Source organism: Brevundimonas bullata (assembly GCF_014207965.1).
Lineage (GTDB): Bacteria > Pseudomonadota > Alphaproteobacteria > Caulobacterales > Caulobacteraceae > Brevundimonas > Brevundimonas bullata_A.
In genome coordinates this window covers 190,912-216,344 of the sequence record NZ_JACHLM010000006.1, presented here as the reverse complement: position 1 = coordinate 216,344, position 25,433 = coordinate 190,912, and the positions used below count along the sequence as shown (strand labels likewise).

25 protein-coding genes are annotated in these 25,433 nt (G+C 67.9%); 11 read left to right on the top strand and 14 right to left on the bottom strand.

Going from position 1 to position 25,433, the window contains the following annotated elements:
- Positions 1 to 233: 233 nt before the first annotated feature.
- The 3 genes from HNP51_RS16120 to HNP51_RS16110 form a co-directional block, all read right to left on the bottom strand.
- The gene (locus tag HNP51_RS16120) at positions 234 to 2,165 is read right to left on the bottom strand and encodes a cytochrome c/FTR1 family iron permease (RefSeq protein ID WP_184272759.1); all 1,932 of its coding nucleotides are present in this window, start codon (positions 2,163 to 2,165) and stop codon (positions 234 to 236) included.
- Between the two features lie 56 nt (positions 2,166 to 2,221).
- Positions 2,222 to 2,626 carry a helix-turn-helix domain-containing protein gene (locus HNP51_RS16115; RefSeq protein WP_185224826.1) on the bottom strand — a complete coding sequence of 135 codons (405 nt, stop codon included), beginning with the start codon at positions 2,624 to 2,626 and terminating at the stop codon, positions 2,222 to 2,224.
- A gap of 79 nt (positions 2,627 to 2,705) precedes the next feature.
- Positions 2,706 to 3,251 carry an MAPEG family protein gene (locus HNP51_RS16110; RefSeq protein ID WP_184272767.1) on the bottom strand — a complete coding sequence of 182 codons (546 nt, stop codon included), beginning with the start codon at positions 3,249 to 3,251 and terminating at the stop codon, positions 2,706 to 2,708.
- Positions 3,252 to 3,407: 156 nt separating this feature from the next.
- On the opposite strand from HNP51_RS16110, the gene HNP51_RS16105 reads away from it, so the two are divergent.
- From HNP51_RS16105 to HNP51_RS16075, 7 genes are all read left to right on the top strand, one after another.
- Entirely contained in the window at positions 3,408 to 4,058 is a 651-nt protein-coding gene (locus tag HNP51_RS16105; protein ID WP_184272770.1) for a cation transporter, read from the top strand.
- Positions 4,055 to 4,705, top strand: a complete 651-nt coding sequence (locus HNP51_RS16100) for a class I SAM-dependent methyltransferase (RefSeq protein WP_184272773.1) — start codon at positions 4,055 to 4,057, stop codon at positions 4,703 to 4,705. Before HNP51_RS16105 ends, HNP51_RS16100 begins: the two co-directional genes overlap by 4 nt.
- 68 nt (positions 4,706 to 4,773) lie before the next feature.
- Complete coding sequence (locus tag HNP51_RS16095; protein WP_184272777.1) at positions 4,774 to 5,109, top strand: hypothetical protein; 336 nt, start codon at positions 4,774 to 4,776, stop codon at positions 5,107 to 5,109.
- A 54-nt stretch (positions 5,110 to 5,163) separates the two neighbouring features.
- The gene (locus HNP51_RS16090; RefSeq protein WP_184272780.1) at positions 5,164 to 6,417 is read left to right on the top strand and encodes a TolC family protein; all 1,254 of its coding nucleotides are present in this window, start codon (positions 5,164 to 5,166) and stop codon (positions 6,415 to 6,417) included.
- A complete protein-coding gene (locus HNP51_RS16085) occupies positions 6,414 to 7,571 on the top strand; it encodes an efflux RND transporter periplasmic adaptor subunit (protein ID WP_184272783.1) in 1,158 nt (385 codons plus the stop codon). The genes HNP51_RS16090 and HNP51_RS16085 overlap by 4 nt, the downstream gene beginning before the upstream one ends.
- Positions 7,571 to 10,738: an efflux RND transporter permease subunit gene (locus HNP51_RS16080; RefSeq protein WP_184272786.1), complete on the top strand. Its 3,168-nt coding sequence runs from the start codon at positions 7,571 to 7,573 to the stop codon at positions 10,736 to 10,738. Before HNP51_RS16085 ends, HNP51_RS16080 begins: the two co-directional genes overlap by 1 nt.
- Positions 10,735 to 11,328 carry a cation transporter gene (locus tag HNP51_RS16075; protein WP_224762133.1) on the top strand — a complete coding sequence of 198 codons (594 nt, stop codon included), beginning with the start codon at positions 10,735 to 10,737 and terminating at the stop codon, positions 11,326 to 11,328. The genes HNP51_RS16080 and HNP51_RS16075 overlap by 4 nt, the downstream gene beginning before the upstream one ends.
- Positions 11,329 to 11,407: 79 nt before the next feature.
- Here the strand turns inward: HNP51_RS16075 and HNP51_RS16070 are convergent, their stop codons facing one another.
- A complete protein-coding gene (locus HNP51_RS16070; protein WP_184272789.1) occupies positions 11,408 to 11,602 on the bottom strand; it encodes a hypothetical protein in 195 nt (64 codons plus the stop codon).
- 336 nt (positions 11,603 to 11,938) lie between these two features.
- Between HNP51_RS16070 and HNP51_RS16065 the strand changes: the two genes are divergently transcribed.
- Positions 11,939 to 13,972: a ParB/RepB/Spo0J family partition protein gene (locus HNP51_RS16065; RefSeq protein WP_184272792.1), complete on the top strand. Its 2,034-nt coding sequence runs from the start codon at positions 11,939 to 11,941 to the stop codon at positions 13,970 to 13,972.
- 191 nt (positions 13,973 to 14,163) lie between these two features.
- Here HNP51_RS16065 and HNP51_RS16060 read toward each other — a convergent pair whose 3' ends face one another.
- Genes HNP51_RS16060 through HNP51_RS16045 form a run of 4 tightly spaced genes read right to left on the bottom strand, consistent with a single transcriptional unit; the run spans position 14,164 to position 18,189 of the window.
- A complete protein-coding gene (locus tag HNP51_RS16060; RefSeq protein ID WP_054765674.1) occupies positions 14,164 to 14,817 on the bottom strand; it encodes a hypothetical protein in 654 nt (217 codons plus the stop codon).
- On the bottom strand, positions 14,817 to 15,293 hold the full coding sequence (locus tag HNP51_RS19030; protein WP_409360133.1) for a Mov34/MPN/PAD-1 family protein: 477 nt from the start codon (positions 15,291 to 15,293) through the stop codon (positions 14,817 to 14,819). Before HNP51_RS19030 ends, HNP51_RS16060 begins: the two co-directional genes overlap by 1 nt.
- A gap of 32 nt (positions 15,294 to 15,325) precedes the next feature.
- Positions 15,326 to 16,996, bottom strand: coding sequence for a ThiF family adenylyltransferase (locus tag HNP51_RS16050; protein WP_003169300.1), 1,671 nt, complete (start codon positions 16,994 to 16,996; stop codon positions 15,326 to 15,328).
- Positions 16,993 to 18,189, bottom strand: coding sequence for a CBASS cGAMP synthase (locus tag HNP51_RS16045; RefSeq protein ID WP_112862343.1), 1,197 nt, complete (start codon positions 18,187 to 18,189; stop codon positions 16,993 to 16,995). Before HNP51_RS16045 ends, HNP51_RS16050 begins: the two co-directional genes overlap by 4 nt.
- A gap of 66 nt (positions 18,190 to 18,255) precedes the next feature.
- On the opposite strand from HNP51_RS16045, the gene HNP51_RS16040 reads away from it, so the two are divergent.
- Positions 18,256 to 18,975, top strand: coding sequence for a hypothetical protein (locus HNP51_RS16040; RefSeq protein WP_054765677.1), 720 nt, complete (start codon positions 18,256 to 18,258; stop codon positions 18,973 to 18,975).
- Positions 18,976 to 19,047: 72 nt separating this feature from the next.
- Here the strand turns inward: HNP51_RS16040 and HNP51_RS16035 are convergent, their stop codons facing one another.
- On the bottom strand, positions 19,048 to 19,899 hold the full coding sequence (locus HNP51_RS16035; RefSeq protein ID WP_184272798.1) for a DUF2971 domain-containing protein: 852 nt from the start codon (positions 19,897 to 19,899) through the stop codon (positions 19,048 to 19,050).
- Between the two features lie 371 nt (positions 19,900 to 20,270).
- On the opposite strand from HNP51_RS16035, the gene HNP51_RS16030 reads away from it, so the two are divergent.
- Positions 20,271 to 20,798, top strand: coding sequence for a toll/interleukin-1 receptor domain-containing protein (locus HNP51_RS16030; RefSeq protein WP_054765679.1), 528 nt, complete (start codon positions 20,271 to 20,273; stop codon positions 20,796 to 20,798).
- On the opposite strand, the gene HNP51_RS16025 is transcribed toward HNP51_RS16030, so the two are convergent.
- Genes HNP51_RS16025 through HNP51_RS16015 form a run of 3 tightly spaced genes read right to left on the bottom strand, consistent with a single transcriptional unit; the run spans position 20,799 to position 23,260 of the window.
- The gene (locus HNP51_RS16025) at positions 20,799 to 21,299 is read right to left on the bottom strand and encodes a toll/interleukin-1 receptor domain-containing protein (protein WP_197273301.1); all 501 of its coding nucleotides are present in this window, start codon (positions 21,297 to 21,299) and stop codon (positions 20,799 to 20,801) included.
- A 55-nt stretch (positions 21,300 to 21,354) separates the two neighbouring features.
- On the bottom strand, positions 21,355 to 22,812 hold the full coding sequence (locus tag HNP51_RS16020) for an SIR2 family protein (protein ID WP_184272801.1): 1,458 nt from the start codon (positions 22,810 to 22,812) through the stop codon (positions 21,355 to 21,357).
- 1 nt (position 22,813) lies between these two features.
- Positions 22,814 to 23,260: a TIR domain-containing protein gene (locus HNP51_RS16015; RefSeq protein WP_054765682.1), complete on the bottom strand. Its 447-nt coding sequence runs from the start codon at positions 23,258 to 23,260 to the stop codon at positions 22,814 to 22,816.
- A 353-nt stretch (positions 23,261 to 23,613) separates the two neighbouring features.
- Between HNP51_RS16015 and HNP51_RS16010 the strand changes: the two genes are divergently transcribed.
- Positions 23,614 to 24,027 carry a four-helix bundle copper-binding protein gene (locus tag HNP51_RS16010; RefSeq protein WP_054765683.1) on the top strand — a complete coding sequence of 138 codons (414 nt, stop codon included), beginning with the start codon at positions 23,614 to 23,616 and terminating at the stop codon, positions 24,025 to 24,027.
- Positions 24,028 to 24,039: 12 nt separating this feature from the next.
- Here HNP51_RS16010 and dmeF read toward each other — a convergent pair whose 3' ends face one another.
- Together dmeF and HNP51_RS16000 are read right to left on the bottom strand one after the other, a co-directional pair.
- The gene (dmeF, locus tag HNP51_RS16005) at positions 24,040 to 24,996 is read right to left on the bottom strand and encodes a CDF family Co(II)/Ni(II) efflux transporter DmeF (RefSeq protein ID WP_054765684.1); all 957 of its coding nucleotides are present in this window, start codon (positions 24,994 to 24,996) and stop codon (positions 24,040 to 24,042) included.
- Between the two features lie 10 nt (positions 24,997 to 25,006).
- On the bottom strand, positions 25,007 to 25,282 hold the full coding sequence (locus HNP51_RS16000; protein ID WP_184272804.1) for a metal/formaldehyde-sensitive transcriptional repressor: 276 nt from the start codon (positions 25,280 to 25,282) through the stop codon (positions 25,007 to 25,009).
- Between the last annotated feature and the right edge of the window lie 151 nt (positions 25,283 to 25,433).

The window sequence follows — 25,433 nt, the reverse complement described above, 5'->3', positions numbered from 1 at the left end:
TGCGGAGAATATGGGCGTTATTCGCCGCAAGAGCAAGGCTATTCTCCGCGCATGGTGCGGAGAATAGGGAGCTTAATCTCCGCACACCAAGGCTGGGCTCTCACAGCCATCGGCTGCAGCCCCGCATCTTTGGTATCCGCGGATCGTTCGGGTATCGGCGCCCTCGTGCCCAAGCGGCGCCGATATCCTTGCCGACGGGCCGCAGTCTGAGGGCCGCAGACGGAGACGGCCGCTCAAGAGGCCGGCCGCGTGCCCTTCGGCGTCCCATGCCGAGAGAAGCCGACCACGAGGATGGCGATCGTCAACAGCTGAACGGCGACGCCTTCGACGGTCGGATAGAGGCCGAGGATCTCGATGCGGGGGATCCAGGCCAGGGGGTGGACATCGAGCCAGCCCGCCTCCTGCAGCGCCGCCACCCCCTTGCCGACCAGGACGACCGAGAGGACAGCCATGAGGATCGAGCTCAGGGAGAAGAACCGGCCGATCGGCAGGCGCTTGCTGTAGGCCAGCAGGGCCCAGGCCACCACGGCCAGGATCGCCACCGCCGTCAGGGCGCCGGCCAGCATGCCGACATGGCCGCCCTGGCTCCATATCGCCGCATAAAACAGGATGGTCTCGAACACTTCCCGGTAGACCACCACGAAGGCCAGCAGGAACAGGAACCAGGCCGACCGTTTGGACAGGGCGTGGGAGAGCTTGTCGCGGATATAGGTCTGCCAGGCGTCGGCGTGCGACTTGCCGTGCATCCAGATGCCGACCGAGACGAGCACGACGGCGGCCAGAAGCGAGCCGAAGCCCTCGGTGAGCTCCCGGCTGGCGCCGCTGATGGAGATGAAGAAGGTCGCGGCCGCCCAGGTGGCGCCGCCGGCGACCAACGCGGCCACCCAGCCGCCGTGGACGTAGCGCAGCACCTCGGGGCGTTCGGCCTTCCTGAGGAAGGCGATCATCGCCACCACGATGAGCAGGGCCTCCAGGCCTTCGCGCAGCAGGATGGTGAAGGCGCCGAGGAAGCTGGCGAGATTGTCCGCCTCCTGGGGCGCGAGGGCCCGCTCGGCCGTGTCCAGCAGGGCGTTCGCACGCGCGACCCGGTCCGCGACCTCCCGGGCGGGCGCGCCCCGGCTGATCGAGACGCGCAGCTCGGTCATAGCGGTCTCGACCCGGCGCATCAGGGCGCTGTCCCGGGCGCCGAGGGCCGGCTCGATCGGCTCGACGCCGTCGAGGTAGGCGGACAGCGCCAGGTCCGTCGCCGCCTTGCGGTTGCCCCGGCGATAGGCCGCCTCGCTCTCCGCCAGGCGCGTCCGCGCCAGGGTCAGCGTCGATCCGGCCGGGCGCGCCGCCGCCTCGGGATGACGCCGCAGATAGGCGGTCAGGGCTCGCGCCCGGGGTTCGCCGAGGCGGGTGGCCAGGTCGGCCGGCGTGGTCTGGGTGAGGGCGGCTAGGTCGGGGAAGGCCGCACGGACCGCGGGATCGCCGTCCCACAGGCGCTTGCCCTCGGCGGCTTCGGCGTCGGTGAAGGCGAAGCGGCCGACATAGAAGGCCAGCGCCCAGCGGTCCTCGGCCGGAAGGTGCGAGAAGCTGGCCATCGCCGTGCCCTCCAGCCCCTGGTCGATCACCTGGTAGAGGCCGAAGACGCTGCGCTGGCGGGCGCGCTCCAGGTCGGCGAAGGCGATCGCCGGCGGGTCGAGCCCCTCGGCGCCCGGGCCGTCGGCGCGACCGGTCGCGCCGTGGCAGACAGCGCACTGCTCGGCATAGAGGGCGGCGCCGCGAGCCAGGTCGGGCGGGAACGAAGGCGCCAGCGGGCTCGGATAGGCCGTCAGCACCGCGCCGGCCAGGGCCTTCGCCCGGGCGCCGACGACGGCCGGATCGGCCTTGTCCCGGATGGCCGCCTGCAGGCCCGCGGCGTCGCGCGCCAGAGCGGCCTTGGCCGGGTTGGCCGGCAGGGCGTCCAGACGCGTCCGGATCTGGGTGCTGAACTCGATCATCTCGCCGTATTCGGCCGGGTTGACGATCTCGCCATCGGCCACAGCGCCGGCGTAGTCGACCGCCACATAGTCGAGCAGCCGCCAGGCCACCTGGGCCTCCGAGGCGGACGGGGCCTGGGCGAGGGCGGGGCCAGCCAGCGCCATGGCGAACAGCAGGGCGAGCAGGTGGAACAGAGGACGCATGGGAAACCTAGTTGTGAGCGGCTCGCATTAGCATTCGCGCCGCGAGACTGTCGCGCTCAAAGCGACGCCGGGTGATCGTGCAGGGCTTCGATCACCTTGCAGGCCGAGACCCGGCCACCGGCGCATTCCGCCGTCATCCGCGAGAGCTCGCCTTGCAGCGCCCTGAGCTGGGCGATCTTCTGCTTCACCTCGGCCAGGTGGCGTTCGGCGATGACGTTCGCCTCGGCGCAGGGCCGGTCCGGGTGATCGGACAGGTCCAGCAGGGAGCGGATCGAGTCCAGGTCGAAGCCCAGCTGGCGTGCATGCCGGATGAAGGACAGGCGGCGCTCCGCCGCGTCGTCATACATGCGCCGGTCGCTGGCGGTGCGCGGCGGCGCGGGAAGCAGGCCGATCTCTTCATAGAAGCGGATTGTCGGAACCTTGACGCCGGTGGCGGCGGCGAGCTTGCCGATCGGGCGCAGGCCCGATGAAGCGGGGGAGGGCTGGGTCATTGCGTCGTCTCGGGTTTGACGGATGGCCGGAGGGCGACCCGGCGCGGGATCATCGGCCGAGCCCCATGAGGACGAGGGCGACGCCGAAGGCGGCGATGGTGGAGGTGCCGGTGAGGGCCATGCCGAACGCTCGGGCGGCCGCGCCCCTGGCGTAACCCAGGGCGAAGAATACCCGGCCGGCCAGATAGAGGGCGACCAGCACCGGCAGCAGGATCATCTCCTCGCCCCGCAGCACGGTGGCGAGGACCAGATGGGCGCCCACCGCCAGGACCGTCTGTTCGAGGGAGTTCTGAAGTACGGCGGCCGGCACGGCCAGCCGGGCGCTGGGCGACCCGTAGGCTGCGCCCGGCCGGTCGGCGTCCGATCGGAACCGGATGCTGGCCACAGCCCTCAGACAGCCGCCGAGCCACAGAAAGACCGGCAGGTCCGCCTTCAGCGCGTAGGCCAGCCGATCGGCCGTCGCCATATCCGGCGTGGCGCCGAGCAGCGCGGGCGGCAGCCATAGCCAGGCGGCGGCGACCGCCGCGGCGCTCAGCGCGATCGCCGCCGCCGAGCGGGCGGCGATCTCTCTCTGTTCGGCGTTCATCGGCCTCATGGTGGGTTCGCTCCGGCTCGGTCCGCATCCTAACTCCTCCAGTCGCTGGAGGATCAAGACCCGTCGGCGAGTCCGGAGGTTCGGCCGCGGGCGCGAATTTCCGCTTGATCCTCCAGCGACTGGAGGATGCATCCTCATGATGACAGGTGGAGAGCCATGACCGAACGTCCCTTATCCTCTGAACCGGCGGCCTCCGGCTGCGGCTGCGGCGCGACCGTGAAGTTCGACGGCGCCACGCCGGCCTATCGGCGCATCCTCATGGCGGTGATCGCCATCAACGGGGCCGCCTTCCTGGCCATCGCCGGCGGCGCGGCCCTGCAGGGCTCGGCCGCCTTGGGGGCCAACGCCCTCGACTTCCTGGCCGACGCCGCCACCTACGGCATCAGCCTGGCCGTGATCGGGCGCACGGTCGCCGTGCGGTCCGGAGCGGCCCTGGTCAAGGGCGCCAGTCTCGCGGCGCTGGCGCTGTTCATCCTCGGCTACGCGATCTGGCGCGCCACCTCCGGGGCGCCGCCGGAAGGGTTCGTCATCACCGGCCTGGGCGCCCTGGGCTTCTTCGCCAACGCCCTGGCCGCGCTCCTGCTGGTCCGCCACCGCGAGGGCGACGCCAATGTCCGCTCGGTCTGGCTGTGCACGCGCAACGACCTGATCCAGAGCGTGGTGGTCGCCGGCACCGGTCTGGCGGTGTGGCTGACCGCCTCCCGCTGGCCGGACCTGATCGCGGGGGCGATCCTGGCGGTGGTCTTCCTGCAGTCGGCCTGGTCGATCCTGAAACAATCGCGCGCCGAGCTGAAGGCCGCGGCGTGACCGCGAGCTTCACCCCCGCGCTCGGCCACGCCGCCCTGAGCGGCCTCTACGATCCCGCCATCGCCCTGTTGACCCGGGAGCGGGCCTGGCGCGCCCGACTGCTCGACCAGGTGGACCCGGAGGCCGGCGAGACGATCATCGACCTCGGCTGCGGGACCGGATCGTTCGCCGTGTCCCTGGCGCGCCGCGCGCCGGACGCGCGCATCATCGGCCTCGATCCCGACGGCGACATCCTCAGCCGGGCGGCGGTGAAGGCGGAAGCCGCCCGCCGGCCGATCCGTTTCGTCCAGGGCTTCGCGCGCGACGTGGCCTCGCTCGTTGGCGAGGGCGTCGCCGACAAGGTGGCGTCCAGCCTCGTCTTCCATCAACTGCCCATGGAGGAGAAGCGTCTCGGCTTGGCGGCGAGTTGGCGGGCGCTGAAGTCCGGCGGGACGCTGCACATCGCCGACTACGGGCGACAGACGGGCGCGATGCGCACCCTGTTCCGCATCGTCCAGTCGCTCGACGGCTACGAGAACACCCAGCCGAACGCCGACGGCGTCCTGCCCGCCCTGATCGCCGGGGCCGGCTTCGTCGGCGTTCGCGAACTTCATGTGCTGCCGACCCTGACGGGCTCGATCACCTTCTATCGCGCGGCGCGGCCATGACGCGGTTACGAACACGGCGGCGCGTGCTACAGGGCCCCATGCGCAAGGGCCTGGCGAGACGAGGACTGATGGCGACGCTTCTGGCGTCGTTCCTGTCGTTCCTCGTCCTGGCGACAGCGGTCGACGCCGCCGCCTGCATCGCCGAGGAGGCGGGCGCGTCCTTTGTCGAAGTGACGGCGACCCAGGTCGCCGCCCCCGCCGGAGACAGGGACAACGCCGACCGGGGCGCCGCCGATCCGCGCGGCTGCACGCACTGCCAGTGCCACCATGGCGGCCTCACGGCGCCGCCGCCCGCGCCCGAGGTCAGCCGCGCCGTCAGCGCGGACGCGACTCACCCCGTTCTTTTCGTGGATCACCGGCCCTCCCGCACGCCCGCGGGACCAGAACGACCGCCCAGAGCCTGACGTTCGCCCGCGCCCCGGCGCGTTCGCCTTCGTCGAAACTCTGGAACCCCGATCATGTCTCTGTCACCTCCCTGTCGGCCGCCGCGCGCGGTCGGCTGCGCCTTCGCCGTCCTGGCTCTGGCGGCCGGCTTTCCGGCTTGGGCCGACCCCGCGCCGGCCTTTGAACAACTGCTGACCCAGGCATTGACCGCGCCCGCCGCGGCCGAAGCCGACGCCAATCTGGCCGCCGCCGAAGGCCGCCTGGCGCAGGCTGGCGTGCGGCCCAATCCCGAACTGGGGCTCGAGGTCGAGAACATCCTCGGTCGGGGTCCCTTCCAGGGGGTGGATGGAGCCGAGACCACCCTGACGGTCTCGCAGGATCTGGAGCTTTGGGGACGTCGCGGCGCCCGTGTCGGTGTGGCTCAATCGGAACGTGAAGCCGCTCGCTGGCGCCGCGACGCCAGCCGGCTGCAAGTCGCCGCCGCGCTCGCGGTCGCCTACGCCGAGGCGGAGGCCGCGCAGCGGCGATACGCCCTGGCTGAAGAGGCGCTCGAACTCGCGGTCGCCGACGCGCGCGCGGCCTTGATCCTCGTCGAGGAGGGCCGGGAGCCGCTGCTGCGCGGCATCCAGGGCGAGAGCGAAGCGGCGGCGGCGCGCGCCGCGCTCGACGAGGCGCGGGCCGAGCGCGACGCGGCCTTCGCCGAGCTGACCGCCCTGGCCGGCGGACAGACGCCGCTCACCTCCGTGGAGAGCTCCCTGCTCGATCGATCGCCCACGGCCTCAGTAGGTCAGGCGGCCGATGTGCCGGCCGTTCTGGCCCTCGTCGCCGAGCGCGGCGCGGCCCAGGGCCGGGTGCGCGTCGAAACGGCGCGCGGCCGACCGGACGTTCGCGCCAGCGTCGGGGTCCGGCGGTTCGAGGCCGAGGACGCCACCGCGCTGACCGCCGGCGTCAGCCTGCAACTGCCGCTGTTCGACCGGAACCGGGGCGGGGTCTTGGCCGCGGAGGCCGAGGTGCGCGCCGCCGAGGCGAGGCTTAGGGGCGCGCGCCTCGACGCCGACGCCGACTGGCGCGCCGCCGCCGCCCGGCGGGACGCGGCCGCCAGCCGCGTCGTCGCCGCCGACGCCGCCGTGACGGCGGCGACCGAGGCCTACCGCCTGACGCGGATCGGCTTCGAGGCCGGCCGTCTCTCCCAACTGGAACTGCGCAGCACCCGCAGCGGTCTCGTGCAGGCCCGGGACGTCGCCATCGCGGCTCGCCTGATGCGGGCCCGGGCCGAAGCCGAACTCGCGCGCCTCGAAGGCCGCGCCCCCTTTGGAGCTCAACTATGAACACCCGCACCAGGACCGCCGCGGCGGTCGCCGCCCTGATCGTGGCCGTCGGCGCCGGTTACGGCGCCGCCCGGCTGACCGCCGCGCCCGCGGCCGGAACGGCGGCCGAGGGAGAGGAAGGCCATGCCGAAGAGGTCGAAGGCGGCGAACCCGGCGTCGTCACCCTGTCGCCGGCCGAGGCCCAGGCCGCCGGCATCCGCATCGTCTCGGTGCAGTCCGGCGGCGGCGGCGAAACCCACCTCGCCGGACGGGTCGAGGCCGCGCCGGACGCCCAGGCGTCCGTCGGCGCCGCCCTCGGCGGCCGCATTGAACGGCTGCTGGTCGCGCCGGGTTCGGTCGTCCGCGCCGGCCAGCCGATCGCGGTCGTGATCAGCGGGGATGGCGCGACCCTTCGGGCGGAGGCCGACGCCGCGACCGCCGAAGCCCGCGCCGCCTCCGCCGCGCGGACGCGCGACGCCAATCTGTTCGACCAGGGCGTGGTCGCGCGCCAGGACGTCGAAGCGTCGCAGGCGCGCGCCGCCGCCGCCGAGGCCCAGGCCCGCGCCAGCCGGGCCCGGGTCGCCGCCGCTGGAGGCCCCAACGCCAGCGGGCGGGCGACGATCGTCGCCCCGATCGCCGGGGTCGTCACGGCCCTGAGAGTCGGACTAGGCGGCGTCGTCCAGCAGGGCGATCCGGTCGCGACCATCGCCAATCCCAACCGCGTCGAACTGGTCTTCAACGCCCCCGCCGCCCTGGCGGCGACGGTCAGGCCCGGTGCGCGCATCACGGTCCAGGGCGCGGACGGAGCCGAGTATGCGGCCGTGGTCACCGCCGTGGCCCCGGGCGCCGACGCGCAATCCGGATCGACCCTGATCCGCGCCCGGGCCGACGGCGTCGCGCCGCCGCCGGGTTCGGCGGTGAGCGGCTCTATCATCACCGGCGGCGAAAGCGGCATCGCCGTCCCGGCCGAGGCGGTGCAGACCGTCGACGGCGCCAGTGTCGTGTTCGTCGTCACCCCGACGGGCTTCCGGGCCCAGCCGGTGGTTCCGGGCCGGCGGGCCGTCGACCGCATCGAGATCGTTCGCGGCCTGACCGGCTCCGAGCGCATCGCCGGCGCGAACGCCTTCCTGCTGAAGGCCGAGCTCGGCAAGGGCGCCGTGGAGGACCACGACTGATGCTCGACCGGATCATCTCGGGCGCCGTGCGCTATCGCTGGCTCGTCGTGTTGGCCGCGATCGTCCTCGCCGGCTTCGGCGTGCGCGAACTGGTGCGGCTGCCCATCGACGCCGTCCCGGACATCACCAACCGCCAGGTCCAGGTGACCACCGTCGCGCCCGCGCTCGGGCCGGAGGAGGTCGAGCGTCAGGTGACCTTCCCGATGGAGACGGCGCTGGCCGGCCTACCGGGCCTGGTCGAGACCCGGTCGCTGTCGCGGCACGGCTTCTCGCAGATCACCGCCGTCTTCACCGATCGGACCGACATCTATTTCGCGCGCAGCCTGGTGAACGAGCGCATGCAGGCGGCTCGGGACGACCTTCCGGAAGGCGTCCAACCCTCCATGGGGCCGGTGGTCACCGGCCTCGGCGAAGTCTTCATCTTCACCGTCGAGCTGACCGGTCCGGCCGCCCGCACAGGTGCCGTCTACCTCACGCCCGAGGGCGAGCGTCTGACCACCGACGAGGAGAAGGCCACCTATCTGCGCACGGTCCAGGACTGGATCATCGCGCCCCAGCTCAAGACCGTCGAAGGCGTCGCCGGCATCGACGTCCAGGGCGGCTATGTGAAGGAGTACGCGGTCCATCCCGATCCCGCGCGTCTCGCCGCCTATGGCGTGGGCCTTGTGCAACTGGTCGAGGCGCTCGAACACGCCAACCGCATCGCCGGGGCCGGCTATGTCAACCGGGCCGGCGAAGCCTACATCGTCCGGGCCGACGCGCGGATCCGCAGCCTCGAGGAGCTGGCCCAGACCCCGATCCTCAATCGCGGCGGCCAGGTGATCCGGGTCTCCGACGTGGCCATGGTCGAGATCGGCCGCGCGCCGCGCCTCGGCTCGGCCAGCAGCAACGGCCGCGAGACCGTGGTGGGCACGGCCCTGATGCTCCAGGGCGAGAACTCGCGCGCCGTGGCGCATCGCGTCGGCGAGCGGCTGAAGGAGATCGGCGCGAGCCTGCCCCCTGGCGTCGTGGTCAAGCCGGCGCTGGATCGCACCCAACTGGTCGAGGCCACGATCCGCACCGTCGAGCACAACCTCGCCCTCGGCGCCCTGCTGGTTATCGCCGTGCTGTTCTTCGCGCTCGGCAATGTGCGGGCTGCGATCATCACCGCTCTGGTCATCCCGCTCAGCTTCCTGTTCGCCGCTACGGCCATGAACCGCTTCGGGATCAGCGCCAATCTGCTCAGCCTGGGCGCGCTCGACTTCGGCCTGATCGTCGACGGCGCCGTGGTCGTCATCGAAAACACCCTGCGGCGGCTCGCCATGCGGCGCGAGAGCGTCGGCCGCGCCCTGAGCCTGCCCGAACGGCTGGCCGTGGCGGTCGACGCGGCTAAAGAAATGGCGCGGCCGGCCGCCTTCGGCCAGGCCATCATCCTTCTGGTCTATGCGCCGCTGCTGATGTTCGAAGGCGTCGAGGGCAAGATGTTCGGCCCCATGGCCGGCACCGTGATGTTCGCCCTGCTCGGCGCCTTCATCCTGTCCTTCACCTTCGTGCCGGCCATGGCCGCCATCTGGGTGCGGGAGCCCAAGGGGCACGACGACGAGACCCGGCTGAGCCGGGCGGCCAAGGCCCGCTACGAGCCGCTCCTGCGGCGGGTGGTCGACCGCCCGCGTGCCGTCGTCGTCGGGGCGGGACTCGCGCTTCTCGTCGGATTGCTCGCCTTCCTCAGTCTCGGTCGCGAGTTCGTGCCGACGCTCGACGAGGGCGACGTTCTGGTCCAGGCGCTGCGGGTGCCGTCCACCTCGCTCGAACAGAGCCAGGCCATGCAGTTCCAGGTCGAACGAACCCTGCAGGCGATGCCGGAGGTGGAGCAGGTCTTCACCCGGACCGGCACCGCCGAAGTGGCCTCCGATCCCATGCCGCCCTCGATCTCCGACACCTTCGTCATGCTCAAGCCGCGCGACGAGTGGCCGAACCCCTCCCTGGCCAAGGCCGAGCTGGTCGAGCGCATGGAGGAGAACCTGGGTCACCTGCTCGGCAACAACTACGAATTCACCCAGCCGATCCAGATGCGCTTCAACGAGCTGATCGCCGGGGTTCGCTCCGACGTGGCCGTCTCCGTCTATGGCGACGACTTCGCCGCCATGCAGGCCAGCGCGGATCAGGTCGCCGCCGTCCTCCGACGCATCCCCGGCGCGGCCGATGTCCGCGTCGAACAGGTCTCGGGCCAGCCGTCGATCACCGCCGCCGTCGACCGGACCATCGCGGCGGCGCAAGGCGTGCACGCCAGCGACGCGGCCGATGCGTTGGCCATCGCCCTGGGCGGGCGGTCGGCCGGCCACATCCTGGAAGGCGACCGCCGCTTCGATGTCGTCGTCCGCCTGGCCGACGATCTGCGCAACGATCCGGCGGTGATGGCCCAGTTGCCGGTGATGCCGGAAGCGGCCGAACCGGGCGCGTTGACAGTGCCCCTTTCGGCGGTCGCCCGGTTCGAGGTCACCGAGGGCCCCAACCAGATCAGCCGCGAGAACGGCAAGCGGCGCATCGTCGTCCAGGCCAACGTCCGGGGCCGCGATCTCGGCGGCTTCGTCAACGAGGCGCGCGCAGCCGTCGGTCGCGAGGTGCGCCCGCCTGTGTCCGGCTGGTTCGACTGGGGCGGGCAGTTCGAGAACCTCGAACGCGCCAGCGCCCGCCTGGCGATGATCGTGCCTCTGGTCTTCCTGACCATCGGCCTGTTGTTGTTCCTGGCGTTGCGCTCGCTCAAGGACGCGGCCCTGGTCTTCGCCGGCGTGCCCCTGGCCCTGGTCGGCGGGGCGGTGGCGCTCCTGCTGCGCGGCATGCCGTTCTCGATCTCGGCCGCGGTCGGCTTCATCGCCGTCTCGGGGGTCGCGACGCTGAACGGGCTTGTGCTGATGCAGGCCATTCGCCAGCGTTACGAGGAAGGGGCCGCGCCCCTGACGGCGGCCGTCGAGGGGGCCGTCAGTCGCCTCAGGGCCGTTCTGACCACGGCCCTGGTCGCGATGCTGGGCTTCATCCCGATGGCCTTCGCCTTCGGGGCCGGCGCCGAGGTCCAGAAACCGCTGGCCACCGTGGTCATCGGCGGCCTGCTGACCGCCACGCTGCTGACGCTTCTGGTGCTGCCGACCCTGGCCGCGCGCATTCTGGAGAAGAGGGAGGAACCCCTGTGACCGTCAATGGCCGGCATGAGCGCCAGCGGAGGACCCTGCTGGTCGTCCTGATCCTCAACGGCCTGCTGTTCGCCGGGCTCGGTCTCGGCGGCCTGCTGGCGGACTCCAGCGCCTTGCTGGCCAACGCGCTGGACAACGCCTCCGACAGCGTCGTCTATCTGATCAGCTTCCTCGCGGTCGGCCGGGCCCTGACCTGGAAGCGGCGCGCGGCGACGACGTCGGGCGTCCTGCTGCTCATCTTCGCCGTCGGCGTCCTGGTCGACGCCGGCCGGCGGTGGTGGCTGGGGGCCGAGCCGATCGGCGGGACCATGATTGTCTTGGCTGTCGTCGCGGCGGTGGTGAACCTGATCTGTCTGCAACTGCTGCGGCGGCTGGACGGCGACGACGTCAATCTGCGCGCCGCCGAGACCTTCAGTCTCAACGACTTCGCCTCCAACGGCGGCATCATCGTCGCGGGCGGACTGGTGCTGTGGCTGGACCAGTCCTGGCCGGACCTGGTGGTCGGCGTCATCGTCGCCGGGATCGCCGCCAGGGGCGGCCTGGAGATTCTGGAGGACGCCCGCAAGGCACAGGCGGAGGCCGCCGACTAGCGGTCGAGGGGCGTATCGATCCGACGGCATGGCGGCGTGCGGGCGTCGCCGTCAGCCCGTTCGCCGGACGGCGACGCTCTCAGGCCCGCTCCACCGCCACCCAGCGGCCGGCGCGCTTCTCGACCACGAAGCGGGCGCAAGCCTCGTCGAAGGGCGGCACGTCGCCGTCCCGGAACCAGATCCACGGGCGGGACCGGCTGCCGGGCCGCACGAAATAGGAGCGGCGGTCGCCGGCGGTCTGCCATTCGACAATGACGGTCTTGCGGTAGGGCATGGCAAGAACAAAGGCGGAACAGGAGGCAGGGTCAAGGTGGACTCCGCCTGGCTGGACGTCTCGTCCACAGGCGCACGCCGCCACGCCGCTCGGAAGCGCTAAGGGCTCCGCCCTCGCGCGGGCCAGGGTGAAGCGGCTCCGCCGCCGGACCGGCCGGTCTCCCCGGCCTTCCGCGCGGTCATGCTGTTCATGATCATCATCATCATCGGCTTGTGCAGCCCGGGCGATCCCCCTCCGGCCGGTCCGCCCTGGCCCTTGCTACCCCGGTCTCGCCGACGGGCAGGGTTTCAGGCGCGCAGTTCGCGTGCCTGCAACCCATGCCCAAAGGAGGCAGACATGACTGCTCAATCCATCGAAACCGCCGCGACCGAGGCGACCGCGCCGCAGCACGGCGCGGAACTGATCGTGCCGCTGAACCGGCTCAAGGCCTCGCCGAAGAATGCGAGGAAGACCCCGGACAACGCGACGACCATCGAGGCCTTCGCGGCCTCCATCAGGGCCAAGGGGGTGTTGCAGCCGCCCGTGGTCGAGGTCGAGCGGGACGGGGAGGGCGCCCCGACCGGGAACTACCTCGTCACCATCGGCGAGGGACGCCGTCAGGGGCTGCGGCTGCTGGCCAAGCGCAAGGCGATCAAGCGCACCCATCCGGTGCGCGTCATCGTGGACGCCGAGAACGACGCCCACGAGATCAGCCTCGACGAAAACATGACCCGTGAGGCCATGCACCCCGCCGACCAGTTCGAGGCCTTCCAGCGGCTCGCCGCCGAGAAGGGCTACGGACCCGAAGAGATCGGCGCCCGGTTCGGAGTGTCGGCCCATGTGGTGCGCCAGCGGCTGCGGCTCGGGTCGGCGGCGCCGGAGTTGATGACGGCCTATCGGGAGGGGACGCTGGCGCTCGACCAACTGACCGCCTTCTGCGTCAGCGAGGACCGCGAGCGGCAACGGCAGGTGCTGGAGCAGATCGGGCCGCACACCCCGGCCTACGCCATCCGCCGCGCCATGACCGAGGCCAAGGTCCGCGTCGATGACCGGCGCGTCCGCTTCGTCGGCGTGGAGGCCTACGAGGCCGAGGGGGGCGGGGTGCTGCGCGACCTGTTCACCGAGGACGGCGGCGGCTGGCTGGAGGATGTGGTCCTGCTGGACCGGCTGGTCGGCGACAAGCTGACCGGACTGGCCGACGAGGCCCGCGAGCGCGAGGGCTGGAAATGGGCCGAGGCCTGTCTGGACTACCCCGACGTTTCGGCGTTCGGGCGGGTCTATCCGGTGGCGGTCGAACGGTCGGACGCGGACGTCGCCGAAATCGCGGCCCTGTCCGAGGAATACGACCGCCTCGTCTCTGAAACCGACGCGGCGGAAATGTTCCCCCCCGAGGTGGACGCCCGGCTGGAGGAGATCGACAAGGCCTTGCAGGCCTTCGGCCCGGACTTCGCCTATGCCGACGAGGCCAGGGCGCGGGCCGGGGTCGTGGTGACGCTGGGTCACGACGGCCTCGCCCGCTTCGAGCGCGGACTGGTCCGCGCCGAGGACGTGCCCGCCGATCCGCCGTCGCCGTGGCAGGAGGAAGAGGCGGCGGACGAGAGTGCGGACAATTCGCCGGGCTCGGAGGCGGAGGCCGCCGAGGACGAGGCGCCCTCGGCCTTGTCGGATCGTCTGCTGATCGACCTGACCGCCCACAAGACCATGGGTCTGCGCGACGCGGTGCAGGCCGATGTGAATGCGGCGCTGGCGACGGTGGTTCACGCGCTCGCCCTGCAGGTCTTCTATCCGGGCTACGGCGTCTGGACGCCGTTGCAGCTTCGGTTGACGACGACCGGGCTGGAGCGGCTGGCGCCGGGGGTGGAGGACGGCCCCGCCGGACGCCGGGTCAGCGACCGGTGCGAGGCGTGGGGCGCGCGCCTGCCCGAGCGCCCGGAAGACCTCTGGGGCGTGGTGGCCGCGCTGCCGCCTTCGGAGCAGTTGGACCTGATGGCCTGCTGCGCCGGGGTCGGTCTCTACGCGGTGCGCGATCCGCACGACCGGCGGCCCGGCGCCTTGGCGCAGGCCGAGACGCTGGCGACGGCTGTAGGGCTCGACATGGCCGGGACGTGGACGGCGACGGCGGCCAGTTACTTCTCGCGGGTGGCCAAGGCGCGGGTGCTGGAGGCGGTGACCGAGGCCGTCAATCCGGAGGAAGCGGGCCGGATCGCCGGGTTCAGAAAGGGCGACATGGCCGAGGCGGCGGAACGGCTAGTGGAGGGTCGGGGCTGGCTGCCGTCGGTGTTGCGGACGCAGGCTGGTGTGCCTGCGGAGGCGCAGGAGGCAGGCGAGGGTGCTGACGACGAAACCCGCACCGCGCCGAACGACGACGCCTATGCGTTCGCGGCCGAATAGCCGCAGCGCACAGATCGAGCGAAAACTCGCCGCGCGCCCTTTGGGGGCGCGCGGCTTTTTCATGGCTTGATGGCGGCTCGTGACTCTGAGCCGTCGTCGATCTGGTCTGCTTTGCGGGAGCGGGTAGCTAAGCAAATCGAGTATCGAGATCTTGGGGTGCGGACTCTGTTAATTTTGACCGCTGACGCAGGTCAGTCTGATCCTTCACCCTCCGTGAGGGCTGCCTCAGCGACCCGGTTCCAGAAGGTGCAAACCGCATCGTTGTATCGGTTCATGTCAGCCTCGCTGACGATGAACTGAGACAAGGGCTCTTTCGCGGGCATGTACCAAGGGCGCAGTCGGATGATCTCGCTATCGGGTGCCCACAGTTCCGGATGGGCTTCCCAAAGTTCGGTCAGGGAACGTCCCGGACCGTGCCTCACCGCATTAGCGACGAGGTGCAGTTCCCGGAGCGTGGCGTATTCCGGGAATGTCGAGAGGCCGCATCCCCGTAGGCGGCGGACGTGCTTGTCGACCGCTTCCGGCGACGCGCTTTTCCTGAATTTGGAGAAGTCCGTGGCACCTGATGATCCGAAGGCCTGGGTTTCGCACAACCATTCCACCACGTCGTTCTGCCACTGGCCGTTCAACGTCAGGGCGATGGCCTTGAGCAGATTGTTGCTGAGGGTGGGGATCCACCACTGACCTTCGCCACCGAGGTCCTCGTAAGCGTGACGGACCGCCTCGTGGTGACCCTTCATGCTGAAATAGAATAGTTCACCCGTCCGGTTCGCATAGCGCTGGACCGCGTGATCCAGCGTCCGGGAAATCCAGTCTTCGGGAACATCGAGACGTGCCTTCGTCATTAGCTTACGGTCACAGGTCGCGGTGGATCGCTCAGGGGATGCCCAAACAGAACGCCCATTTCGTCTTGGTCGATGGGGACAAGCGCCCGGATCGTTCCGAGCTCCGCGTCGGCGCAGACGCAGACATCGGCGGTCCCGACAATGAGGAAGGCGAGCGGGCGTCGCTGCTCACGTCGCGACTTGAGCCAGGACGCCCGGTCGATCACCGAGGGGGTCGGGCGGAGTTCCGGGTGGGAATGCCATTCGCCAATATGGGTTACCAGACCGCCAGACCGTCTCCATGCTGCATCCGCAAAGGCCTGGTGACCGGCTGGAGATCGCCAGAACCGTGTCGGGGACCAACGGTCGCTGTTCTGAGGAGCGGAAGCGTCGATGACATGAAGATCGCGGCCACGATAGCTCCCCAACAGAATCCCACCGACCTCGTGTCGAAAGGCTGCGGCTTCTGCGATGGCCTTGATGCGGCTCAACACCATGTGTTCGACAAGGACGTTGCGGGGGCCGAAACTCAAGTCACCGGGCCTTGGCAGGCCGGACAAAGCGGCTCGATGGGCCAGTTTCGGTCCTTCGGAGGAGCCGTATGCTCGAGATCCAGCACCCGAGTGCGGACGCGAGGACCTGGCATGTCGGGTGCCGCCGCCCATTCAAGGGCGGCTTGAACGACAAGGGTGGCAGCGAGCATCGGCGCCGGGGCTGCATAGTTGATATGAGCGCCATCGCCGCAGGTGCCGCTCTCGACCGCCGTGGTCACGCCGGGTTTGAGGGGATTGGCTTTGAGTTCGCCGTGGTTAGGCCGCAAGCACTTTAGACAGGCATGGGCTGAGCGGGTGACCAGCACGGTCTGGGCCGCCAGACCATTGCCGTGGATGGCGGCGTGGATCACCGGGGGGAAGGGCTTGCCTAGGCGGCGGGTCGTTACGGCCAAATCGTTGAGACGAAGGCCCACAGGTGTTGAGCCAGTCGCGTCGATGACGAGGTCGTAGTCTTGGAGTCGGGCTGTGACCCCGAACACGTCGGTGGCCACGCCCTCCACCGTCAGGTCGGGATGGAGCCGTCGAACTTCGGCGGCGAGAGCGCCGGCCTTGGCGAGGCGAACCGCGGAAACCGGCAGGACATGGCGGCCAAAATTGGCGGTCGAGAACTGATCGCCGTCGATGATCAACATGGGGCGCTGAGATTGACCGGCGCCGGACCTCGCCAGCTCTAGGCAGACTCGGGAACCAATTGCGCCCGCGCCCACGACTGCGACGGCCTTTCCGATAAGGGGAGAAGGCGCGCTGAGCCGGCCGTTGACCAAGTCCGGGAGAGCGACGCTGTCGGCAAGGCCACGATCGAGGGTCATCTCGTTCTCTCCGTGAGATATGGATCGGGCGCGACGATTCTGGGGCGCTTTCGCATAGGCGATCCTGGCGAACTCGGGCCATTTGAATGACGCGGCGACGACCCCGTTCTCGGCCGCAAGGATGATGTGCCCCTTGTCCACCAAGGCAGGCGCAAATGCGTGGGCGATGGCGTCCGGCTCATCGACGAAATGCGCGATCCAAGTCTTTAGCGTGGCGAGGGTTTTGCCCGGCCCTCCGCCTCGCCGAATGTCGAAAGGGCGGTTGCCGCGCAGCACATATGCCTGCCGTACATCGTCAGGCTTGTCCCGGCTCCATCGGCTAACCCGTTCTGGTGTCGTGATCACCAAACTGTCTCGCCCGCCGACCCTGTTCCAGGTGCAGCAGCGCGCGCGACCGGAGAACCCTGCGGGGAGGTCCGTATAGAGATAGGTGTCAGGGTTCCAGTAGGAGACGAACTCCCTTTGGCGGTCGGCGAGCGTGGAAGCGTGGAGCACTTGGTCGAGCGTCTCTTTGGCGGACTCGAGCACCCTAAGGATGGCCCCTCCGGCATTGTAGGGATCATATTCCTCGACCTCTTTCTCGGCGAAGCAGAGGCTGTCATCGGCGTTCAGGTGGGCCAAAAGGCGCCTGCGGATCGCGAGGTCTTCGACATAGATCTTCGGTGGCGTCGTCATCACCGGATCAGTCACGCAGACCGCGACCGCGATGGTGGTCCTCCCCGACCGGAGGTCGCCGCGATAGCGGGTGATCCCGCGTCGGCTTTGCACATAGGCGAACCCTCGCGCCTTGAGGGCGGCGTCGAGGGCCGCCCAAGCGCGGGTCTCCAGAGGCGTCACCCGGAGGTCTGGGATCCCACCCGGGGCGATGGGCTTTGCGCTGCAACGGTGGAGCGCACCTGGCTTGCGGATGCGATGGGCGACACAAGAGCGGCGTTGTCCGGCACCCGATGACCGAAGAGCCTGCGGAAGCGCTCGACGACATTGAAGATGCTGGTCTCGTTGTTGAGAGCACCGTCCAATTCACTGGCGAGGGCGCGCGCTTTGAGTTCGAACTGGTTCTGCTCGGTTGTGGTCCAGTTGTCGTTCAGGGCCTTGTCGTCAACCACCGGGTTCCACACCACGCCCGCGATCTTGGCGGACAGGGCGCGGGCCACCACCAGCAGCCCGTCGTCGTCCCGCCCAGGCTGGGGCGGGGTATTGGCTTCGTCCAAGGCTTCAACAGCGCAGACCATCAGGACCAGAGAGCTCAAACGACAGCTGTCCCAGTGGTAGTCCCGCCACGCCTTGAGATAGCGAGTAAGCCGCTTTAGGTCGGTCCAGCTGGCATGACGCGCCGCCGCATTGACGAACCAGTCCTCGAGTTCCAGCGGGTCCGACTGCTCCCAGCCTGTAGTCCGGTGGGCGACATAGATCTCGCTCGGATCGAGCCGGATTTCGGGCGGCGGGGACGAGAACGCGGAGCCGTCCATTGCGCGATTGGCCGCCGCATGAAAGGCTTTTTCAAGTAGGGCCATCTTCACGTCAGGGATGGCGTAGATGTTGAGGTCGAGGTGCGCTTCCGCATCAATCACGACCCGGACGCAGATGCTTTTGCTTGTGTCGAGGGTCCAGCCTTGGGCGTCGCAGAGGGCGCCCAGGATGCGTTCGACGATCGCGAACAGCGTGTTCGAGGCCACGGCCGGGTTGAGCCCGACGATCGACATGGGGACATACATGCCGTCATCGAGGTCGAGTTGCTGACAGGCCTTCGCGGGCTGATTCAGCGTGCCGTACGCCCAAGATCCTTGGGTGCGGAACTTCGGGGTAAAGGACAGGGCGGCGGGGTCCGGAACCCCGTGCGCCTTGACCAGAGGGACCTCGTCCTGGGTCAGATAGGCACCGGCCACCCGCAGCCCTGCACGAAGCGCGTTGCGGACCAGCTTCTGTGCGGTCTGGAGTTTGTGCTTCTGCGCGTCGGTGATAACCAGTTCGCATCTCAGGCACGGTTGATTCGCCGCCTGATGAAGAAGCCGATGTGCATTATACCGCATGTTGTTGTCCTGAGCGCGCCCGAACCCTACATCTAGGGTTAAAGATTGTGACCGCAAGGGGGCGAAATGCATTCCGTTCTGGGTTGGAAGGCTTGGCTCACGGCAGCTTTGGCGATCTGCGTCGCGATCATTGGCGCGCGCTTGTTGGTCGGAAGCGAAATCCTCCCGTCATTGCAAAGCGGTATGAGCCTGACCTCGCTTTTAGTGACGGTTTTCGTCGCGACGCCGATCTGGCGGCTGCTGTGGCTTGTCCCCTATTTTCAACGCAAGGCTCCGCAGCTTGACGGGGAGTGGTCGGGCGTGGTCGCCTCGAATTGGTCCGTCGTCGAGCGGCTTAAGGAGGCGGCCAAACAGGCTGGCGCACCCGCTCTCGACGTGGATGACTTGGCTAGGCCCTTGCCGGACTTGGTCGAGGTTCCCGTGTCGGTGAAAATCCGGACCACCTTCGCCCGGATTTATCTCGAACTCGAAAGTGCCGACGATCGCTATCAGATATCAACCCTGAAGGCCGTTGAACTAAGGCCGGCGAACGAAGCCGGGGACGCCGTCCTCAGCTATGTCTTCGAGGGGCGGGTGTTGAACCCCAAGGCCGGCGATGTCGGCTGTTTCGACGGAGCCGCAACCCTGTCCTTGCGCTCACAGGCAAGTGGAGGTCTGGCTATGGCCGGGCCGACTTGGACTAACCGGGCTTGGAGTCGGGGCCTGAATACCGCAGGTGTCCTGCGTCTCACTCGGATCCGCGCCGACTTTTGGACGCCTCTGACATTCGGCTTGATAAAGCGCTAGCAGGTCGCCATCGCGGGGTCGGGCCGTCACCAGAACGGGCCTTTCGGCCCAGCAGAAGCGGCTTTCTGAATATCAAGCCCGGTATGGGAGCGAGGAGCGCCAGATTTCGAGCCCGTGAGACTGGAAGAAGTCGCTGGCCTCAGGGGCGGCGTCCGCAGACATGGTCGGGCCCATGCCGACGCTGACTATCGCCGACGAACCATCCTGGCGGGCGAGGGGCACATCCACATATCGCGTCGGCCCGAAACGGCCGGCGCGAAGACCCACTGGAAGCGCAGGTGTCTTTTCTCCGCCCGTCCGATTTCCACCAACGTCCTCGAGTGCGCCGTCGCCATTGCGAACTAGCATCCGCGATATCCGCACTTCGCGCTCGTCCGCGAAGCCAGGGTGTTTCATCGAAAAGAGGTCGACGCACAGGCGCCGCGCATAGTCCGAAAGCGTCGGGTGATCGTCAGGATCATCCTCTAGCTGTTGCTGGACGACGCCCAAGCCGAGACAGAGCATTCGGTCGACCAAGGCTTCGTCGTAAACCACGGTCCGGATCGCGACGCCGGCGTCGTGTTCGAGATGCCGTGCGTCCAAGCCCAGAACGCACCCGCCACCATCGCCCGCGTAGCTTCGCCACTGCCTCAGATCGTCGCGCCGAGGAGTCAATGACCCGATCATGAGGCCGGTGTTTGCGGTCAGCCCCTCAAGCTCCGACACGACGAAAATGCGGGTCGTGAGGTCCGTGTAGACCTGTCGATCCCGCATAAGGCCGATCAGTCGATCACGAGCATACGAAAACTCCGAAGCGTCGTTCAGCGCGGTATACTCGGAGAGCCGAAAGGTCCGGTTTTCAACGATCGCCCGCGCCGCCTCGATCGAGGTGTAGTGGTATACGACCGGACAGTGGTCCGAGCTGAAGTCCCAAGGCAAGGCCATGCGGAAGTTATGACCTGCCGTTGCTAAAGAGAATATGGCTGGAAGGGATTGGAAGTGTCGCTCACGCAGATCCGGATTTGACATCCGCTATAGAGCCGTCGCTCTTGGTTCGCTTGTGGCGCTCTCCGCAGTACCCAGCGCAATGAAGGCCGCTGCATTGTCGGCCTCCCGGCGGCAGGTCCTTCAAAAACAAGATCGCGCTTCGGGGAGCAGGGCGTCAAACCGCTTCGAGTTGCTGAACCCCGGACTTCCGATGCCTACTCAATCTCCAATTGGACACGGGCGGGTCTACGCTTCAGCTTGACCGTATGTATCTAACTGAAGCTCAAGCCCGCGCTCGCGCTGGCGTAGCAGAGGACGAGCCCGCTCATGTGCTGGCGTTCGCGCTCGCTCTCGACTCCGCGCTGAGCGCCCTGACAGATCGCTTCGACATTTTCCTCTCCCATTCCGTTCGGGACGCTAGTCTCGTCATGGGGGTGAAGCGGATCCTGGAGGAGGCCGGAAAGACCGTCTACGTGGACTGGATCAGCGATCCGAACCTTGACCGAAACGCAGTCACCGGCGCTACGGCAGAGAGGTTGCGGCATCGTATGAGGAAGTGCGACGCCTGCTTCTATCTCTTTTCCCGACATTCGAGGCGGTCGAGGTGGATGCCGTGGGAGCTCGGTTTTTTCGACGGCCATAACGGCAACGTCGCGATCCTTCCGCTGATCCCTCCAACGGGCGAACTCGACTTCACAGGCGAAGAGTATCTAGAGATTTATCCCAAGATAGACTTCGCAAACCTAAGCGGCAGCCCCAGCATATTCGTGAACCAAGTACGACGCACGGAGATGGGGTCGTACAAGTCCTATGATGAATGGCGGCGTGGCGCTGATAAGCTTAGACCTACGACCTAGCTACCCACCCGTCAGCCATTTCCGGAGAGGCGTTGCGGTGTTCGCTTTGTGATTTAGTACCATCCAGATGTCTTGGTCGCTGCCCTTCATCTGGCCCCAAACGATCCGGCGATAGAGGCCCAGATATTCCCATGAGGCCCAGGTCGAGTCGTGCAGATCGTCCGAGGACGGAAACAGAGCGATTTGTCCGAGGCCCTTGTAGCCGTCAGCCACTCCCAGCTCCCAAGGCACCCAGCGCGACTCCTTACTGTTCTTGCTCGTCAGAAGAACGAACCTGCTGCTCTGCTTGATGCGAGACTTCAGCAAATTGGCGGTTTCGTCCGTGGTGTAGGGAGGCATCTCCGGGTCGATTTCATCGATGTAGACCACGGCGCCGTGGTTCTGCAGGACGATCGTGGCACCCACGACAAGATCCTGGTCCTTGCTGGAGTGGGACAGGAAAGTTGAGCCGGCAGGGCTTCGCGCCGAAGCCGTGCGAAGCACGGAGGCCTGTTCGGTCAAAGTGATGTTCGCGGCGAAACCCCGAAGTTCCGCCCTTGTTACGAACCGGGTCACCTCAGTTGTCGTCCTGTGGCTTCGCCAGCCGTTGGAGTATCTCTCGAACGAGCTTCAGGAGCTTGTCGGGTGTTGTGGCCTGGTTTGACAGGACGGCTAGCTCTTCGTCGGTTGGCCTGGCCGCGCTTGCGCCCTGCGATGGGATAGCGGACCCAGTCAGATCTTGCGCGATTTGCTCGGCCGCGCCTCCGGTCGCACCGATGGGCAGTATGAAGGCCCCGGCCTCGCGCGCGACCTCGAACTCCTTCAACACGCCGTCCGCAACGATCTGAGAGCCGCCCTCGAGCTTTGCGCCGCCTAGGAAAATCACAATCCCGGCCTGTCGCGCCATCTCGGCGCGAAGCGCGGTCCATCGTTTCTGGTCCGGCTCCCTATCCGTCAGCGGTTGAGGGAAGGGTCGGACGATCAGCCGGCGGTCCAGATCCCACCCGCCGTCCTGACGGAGACGGTCGATAAAGCCCCCAATCACAGCTGGGCCGACCAGTAAGCCCGATCCGCTCACCAGATCCCGCCCGGTGTCCGCGATCAACCCGCCGACCGCCTCGGAAAGGCGATACAGATCGCCGGCGCGACCGTCGTCGAAGTCGAGCGGCCAGCTTCCACTGACCCATACCCGCATCGCGGCGACGCGGCGCTCTACCTGGCGCATCAGTTCGGGAATTTCGTCGTAATGCTCTACCTCGATTGTCCTCAGTCCGTAGCGGCGAAGGTCCTTGGCCCAGTGCTTATGCTGCGCCGTGCGGGCCCTGAACTCGTCCTCGGAAGAACAGTCCGCCAGGCTGGGCGGCTTCACGATTGCGAAGTGCTCCGGCGGCGCTTCAGTGAAGCTCTCACGAATGAGGGATAGCACGTGCCGGACATTGGGATCGGTCAGGCTGAGCCCGATGAAAAGAACGGACATGCTGCTGAGATGCGCCTGCAGCAGGGGGAGGAAGGCCCCACGCTTGGACCGATAGAGTTCGTAGTCGTCGGTCGAGATGACGATGTCGTCCATTCGGTCGACGGACCCATGCATCTTGTAGAGCCGTGCCGCGCCGGGCCGGGCGCGGAGCGAAAGGTCGGCCGCCCCGGAGACAACATCGACAGGCCGATTGATCACGGCGAAGGCGCGCTCGACCAGACGGTCGTAGTTCGTCGTCCAGATCTGCCGAACGGGGAGGCGCGCCAGCACCTCCAAGGTCGGCGGAACCGGTCGATCTTTGCCGATCTCTTGCCGGATCACGTTGCGGACGCCGGTCGCGGCACCGCTCTCGCTGATGTGCCACTGGGCCAGTGCGGCGAGGTCCTGGATGTCGCTGGAGCGGACACCGAGTTCCTCGCCGATGTCCTTAAGAAGCTCCGCCCAAGTCGGATATCCCGCGGCCTTCGAAACACCGGCGCCGACGAACACTGCGCCAACGCCTTCGTGGAGGGCAGCTGGAAAATCCTTGAGAAAGCGATTTCGGCTTGACGTAGGCATCCTACCGTCCGGCCCGCTTGGCCGCCTCTTCAATCCGAGCCGCCAACCGGGCGTGATCGGCATACTTGTAGACGGGCGCCCCGGCCCTCGTAAGAAGAGCCGGGGTAGCGCCGGCAAGATCCGTATTTCCGAGCCTATCCTTGAGCTCGTGAATCTGGATGCCCACTATCCCGTTGCCCCGCGCGATCGATTGGCTGATTTCGTAGTCGATGTACTTGCGGCCCGCTGAGGCCGCGCCGATGCAAACAACCGTAACCGACGTGTTGAGCAGCGCGTCGTCGATCATCTTCTTGATCGCCGTATCGCCCTTCTTTTTGGCTTCTTCCCAGAGCGAGGCGTCATGGAACCCGACCGCCGCGGTGCCCACGATCTCGCCGATGTTGCGAATCTGATTCACACGCCAGATGTCGCGTTGATAGTGAAAACTGAAGAACACCCGACGTGCCATGTTTCCCTCCACGGGTCTGAATCGCCCCTTGCTAACGCTTGGGTTGCGCTCGGCGGTCCTCCGAGTCAACGGCTACGGTTGTCGGATATTCCCGCCACTACGGGTTCGCGATCGGACAGCCAGCCATACGATGTATGTTGGTCCGCCGCCGCGTGCGGACAACTTCGATTTTGTCGAAACATCTAGTTCTCGGCGGCGGACTGATGTCCGCTCTTTGGCGCTTCACCGCAGTCTTATCTGTCCGTAGCCCCAGGGAGGAGGCGATGGTCATCCGCGGGATATCCGGAGGCGTCGCCATTCGGAACCCCGTCGCGGCGCTTGGGTTGGACTCCGATCAACCAAGGAGCCCTCCGATGCAAATCCAACCAATGATCAGCACCCATCCCGACGTGCGCGGAAGCGTCAACGACAGTCTCGTTCGCGCGATCGAAGCGGCTTACGGCTGCGCCGCGGTGTGCCACATCTGCGCCGATGCCTGCCTGGCCGAGGATATGGTGAAGGATCTCACCCAGTGCATCCGCCTCAATCTTGATTGCGCCGACGTCTGCCTGGCCACGGCCGGCCTCGCCGCGCGTCGCGCCGGCAGCCACGAGACACTGATCCAGCGCATGCTCGAGACTTGCGCCGAGGCCTGCGCGGATTGCGCTGTCGAATGTGAGAAACACGCCGAGATGCACGAGCATTGCCGCATCTGCGCCGAGGAATGCCGCCGCTGCGAAAACGCTTGCCGCGAGGCTGCCTCCTCGATCACACCGTCACGCCATTGAGGCCGATCGCCGTCAACGGCACTCGACCGTCAGATGCCCGAGCTCGTGGACCGGCCTCAGCCGGTCGCGAACGGTCGCGACATCCACAGCCCCGGTCACGCTGACGATAGCCGAGTGCGCGTCCGGCCCGATGCGCCAGACGTGCAGATCGGTGATCCGGGCGTCGCCCGGCCCCTCGACGAATTCGCGGACCTCGGCCTCGATGGCGGTGTCCGTTGTGTCGAGCAGCACCGCGGCGGTGTCGCGCATCAGGGACCACGACCACCGGGCGATGACGATCGCGCCGACGATGCCCATCAGCGGGTCTAGCCAGACCCATCCCATATAGCGGCCCGCAAGCAGGGCGATGATCGCCAGCACCGAGGTCAGGGCGTCGGCCAGCACATGGATGTAGGCGGCGCGCAGGTTGTTGTCGCGATGGCCGCCATGACCGTGCTGGTGATCATGGTCGTCGTGATGATCGTGGTCGTGGTGATGGCCATGCCCGTGGCCATGACGACCGTGGTGGTGCCCCCCGCCGGACAGAAGGACGGCGCTGACCAGATTGACCACGAGACCCAGGATGGCGACCAGCGTCGCCTGGCCGAAGGCGACCGAGCGCGGATCGATCAGGCGGCCGATGGACTCTCCCGCGATCCCGAGCGCCACGATGCCCAGAACCAGCGCCGAGGCGAACCCCGCCAGGTCCCCGACCTTGCCGGTCCCGAAGCTGAAGCGCCGGTTGGCGGCATGCCGCTTGGCGTAGGCGTAGGCGCCGGCCGCAACGGCCAGGGCGCCGGCGTGGGTCGCCATGTGAAAGCCGTCGGCCAGCAGGGCCATCGAGCCGTAGACCAGGCCGGCGATGATCTCCCCGACCATCATGACGGCCGTCAGGCCGACCACCCACAGCGTTCGCCGTGCGCTGTCGTCGTGCGAACGGCTGAGGAAATAGTGGTCGTGGGTCAGATAGTCGGTCTCGGACGCGGACATGGCGCGGGCCTTACTTTGAATAGCGGCGAATGATGGCGATCAACTCGTCGGCGCCGCCCTGCCGGGCGTCCTCGCTCAGATCGGGATGAGCGACGTGGTGGCGCAGATGGTCTTCAATCAACTCTTCCAGAAGCCCGCCCATGGCGCCCCGCGCGGCCGCGACCTGCTGCAGGATTTGCGAACACCCGGCTTCAGACTCGATGGCGCGCTCTATTGCGCTGAGCTGACCCGAGATCCTCCGGACCCGCGCGACGAGCTTCTTCTTGTTCGTGGAGGTATGCACCATGGATACTCCCCTATAGTATCTTGCACCGGCGCGCGACACCTCCTATGAGGCCGCTTCCTGTTGGGGAGTAGCTTCCGGCGTCTGATCGCCGGAGTCGGATCAACACACTCGCGTTTCGGCGCGCGGTCCGACCAGCGGAACCGCCGCCTAG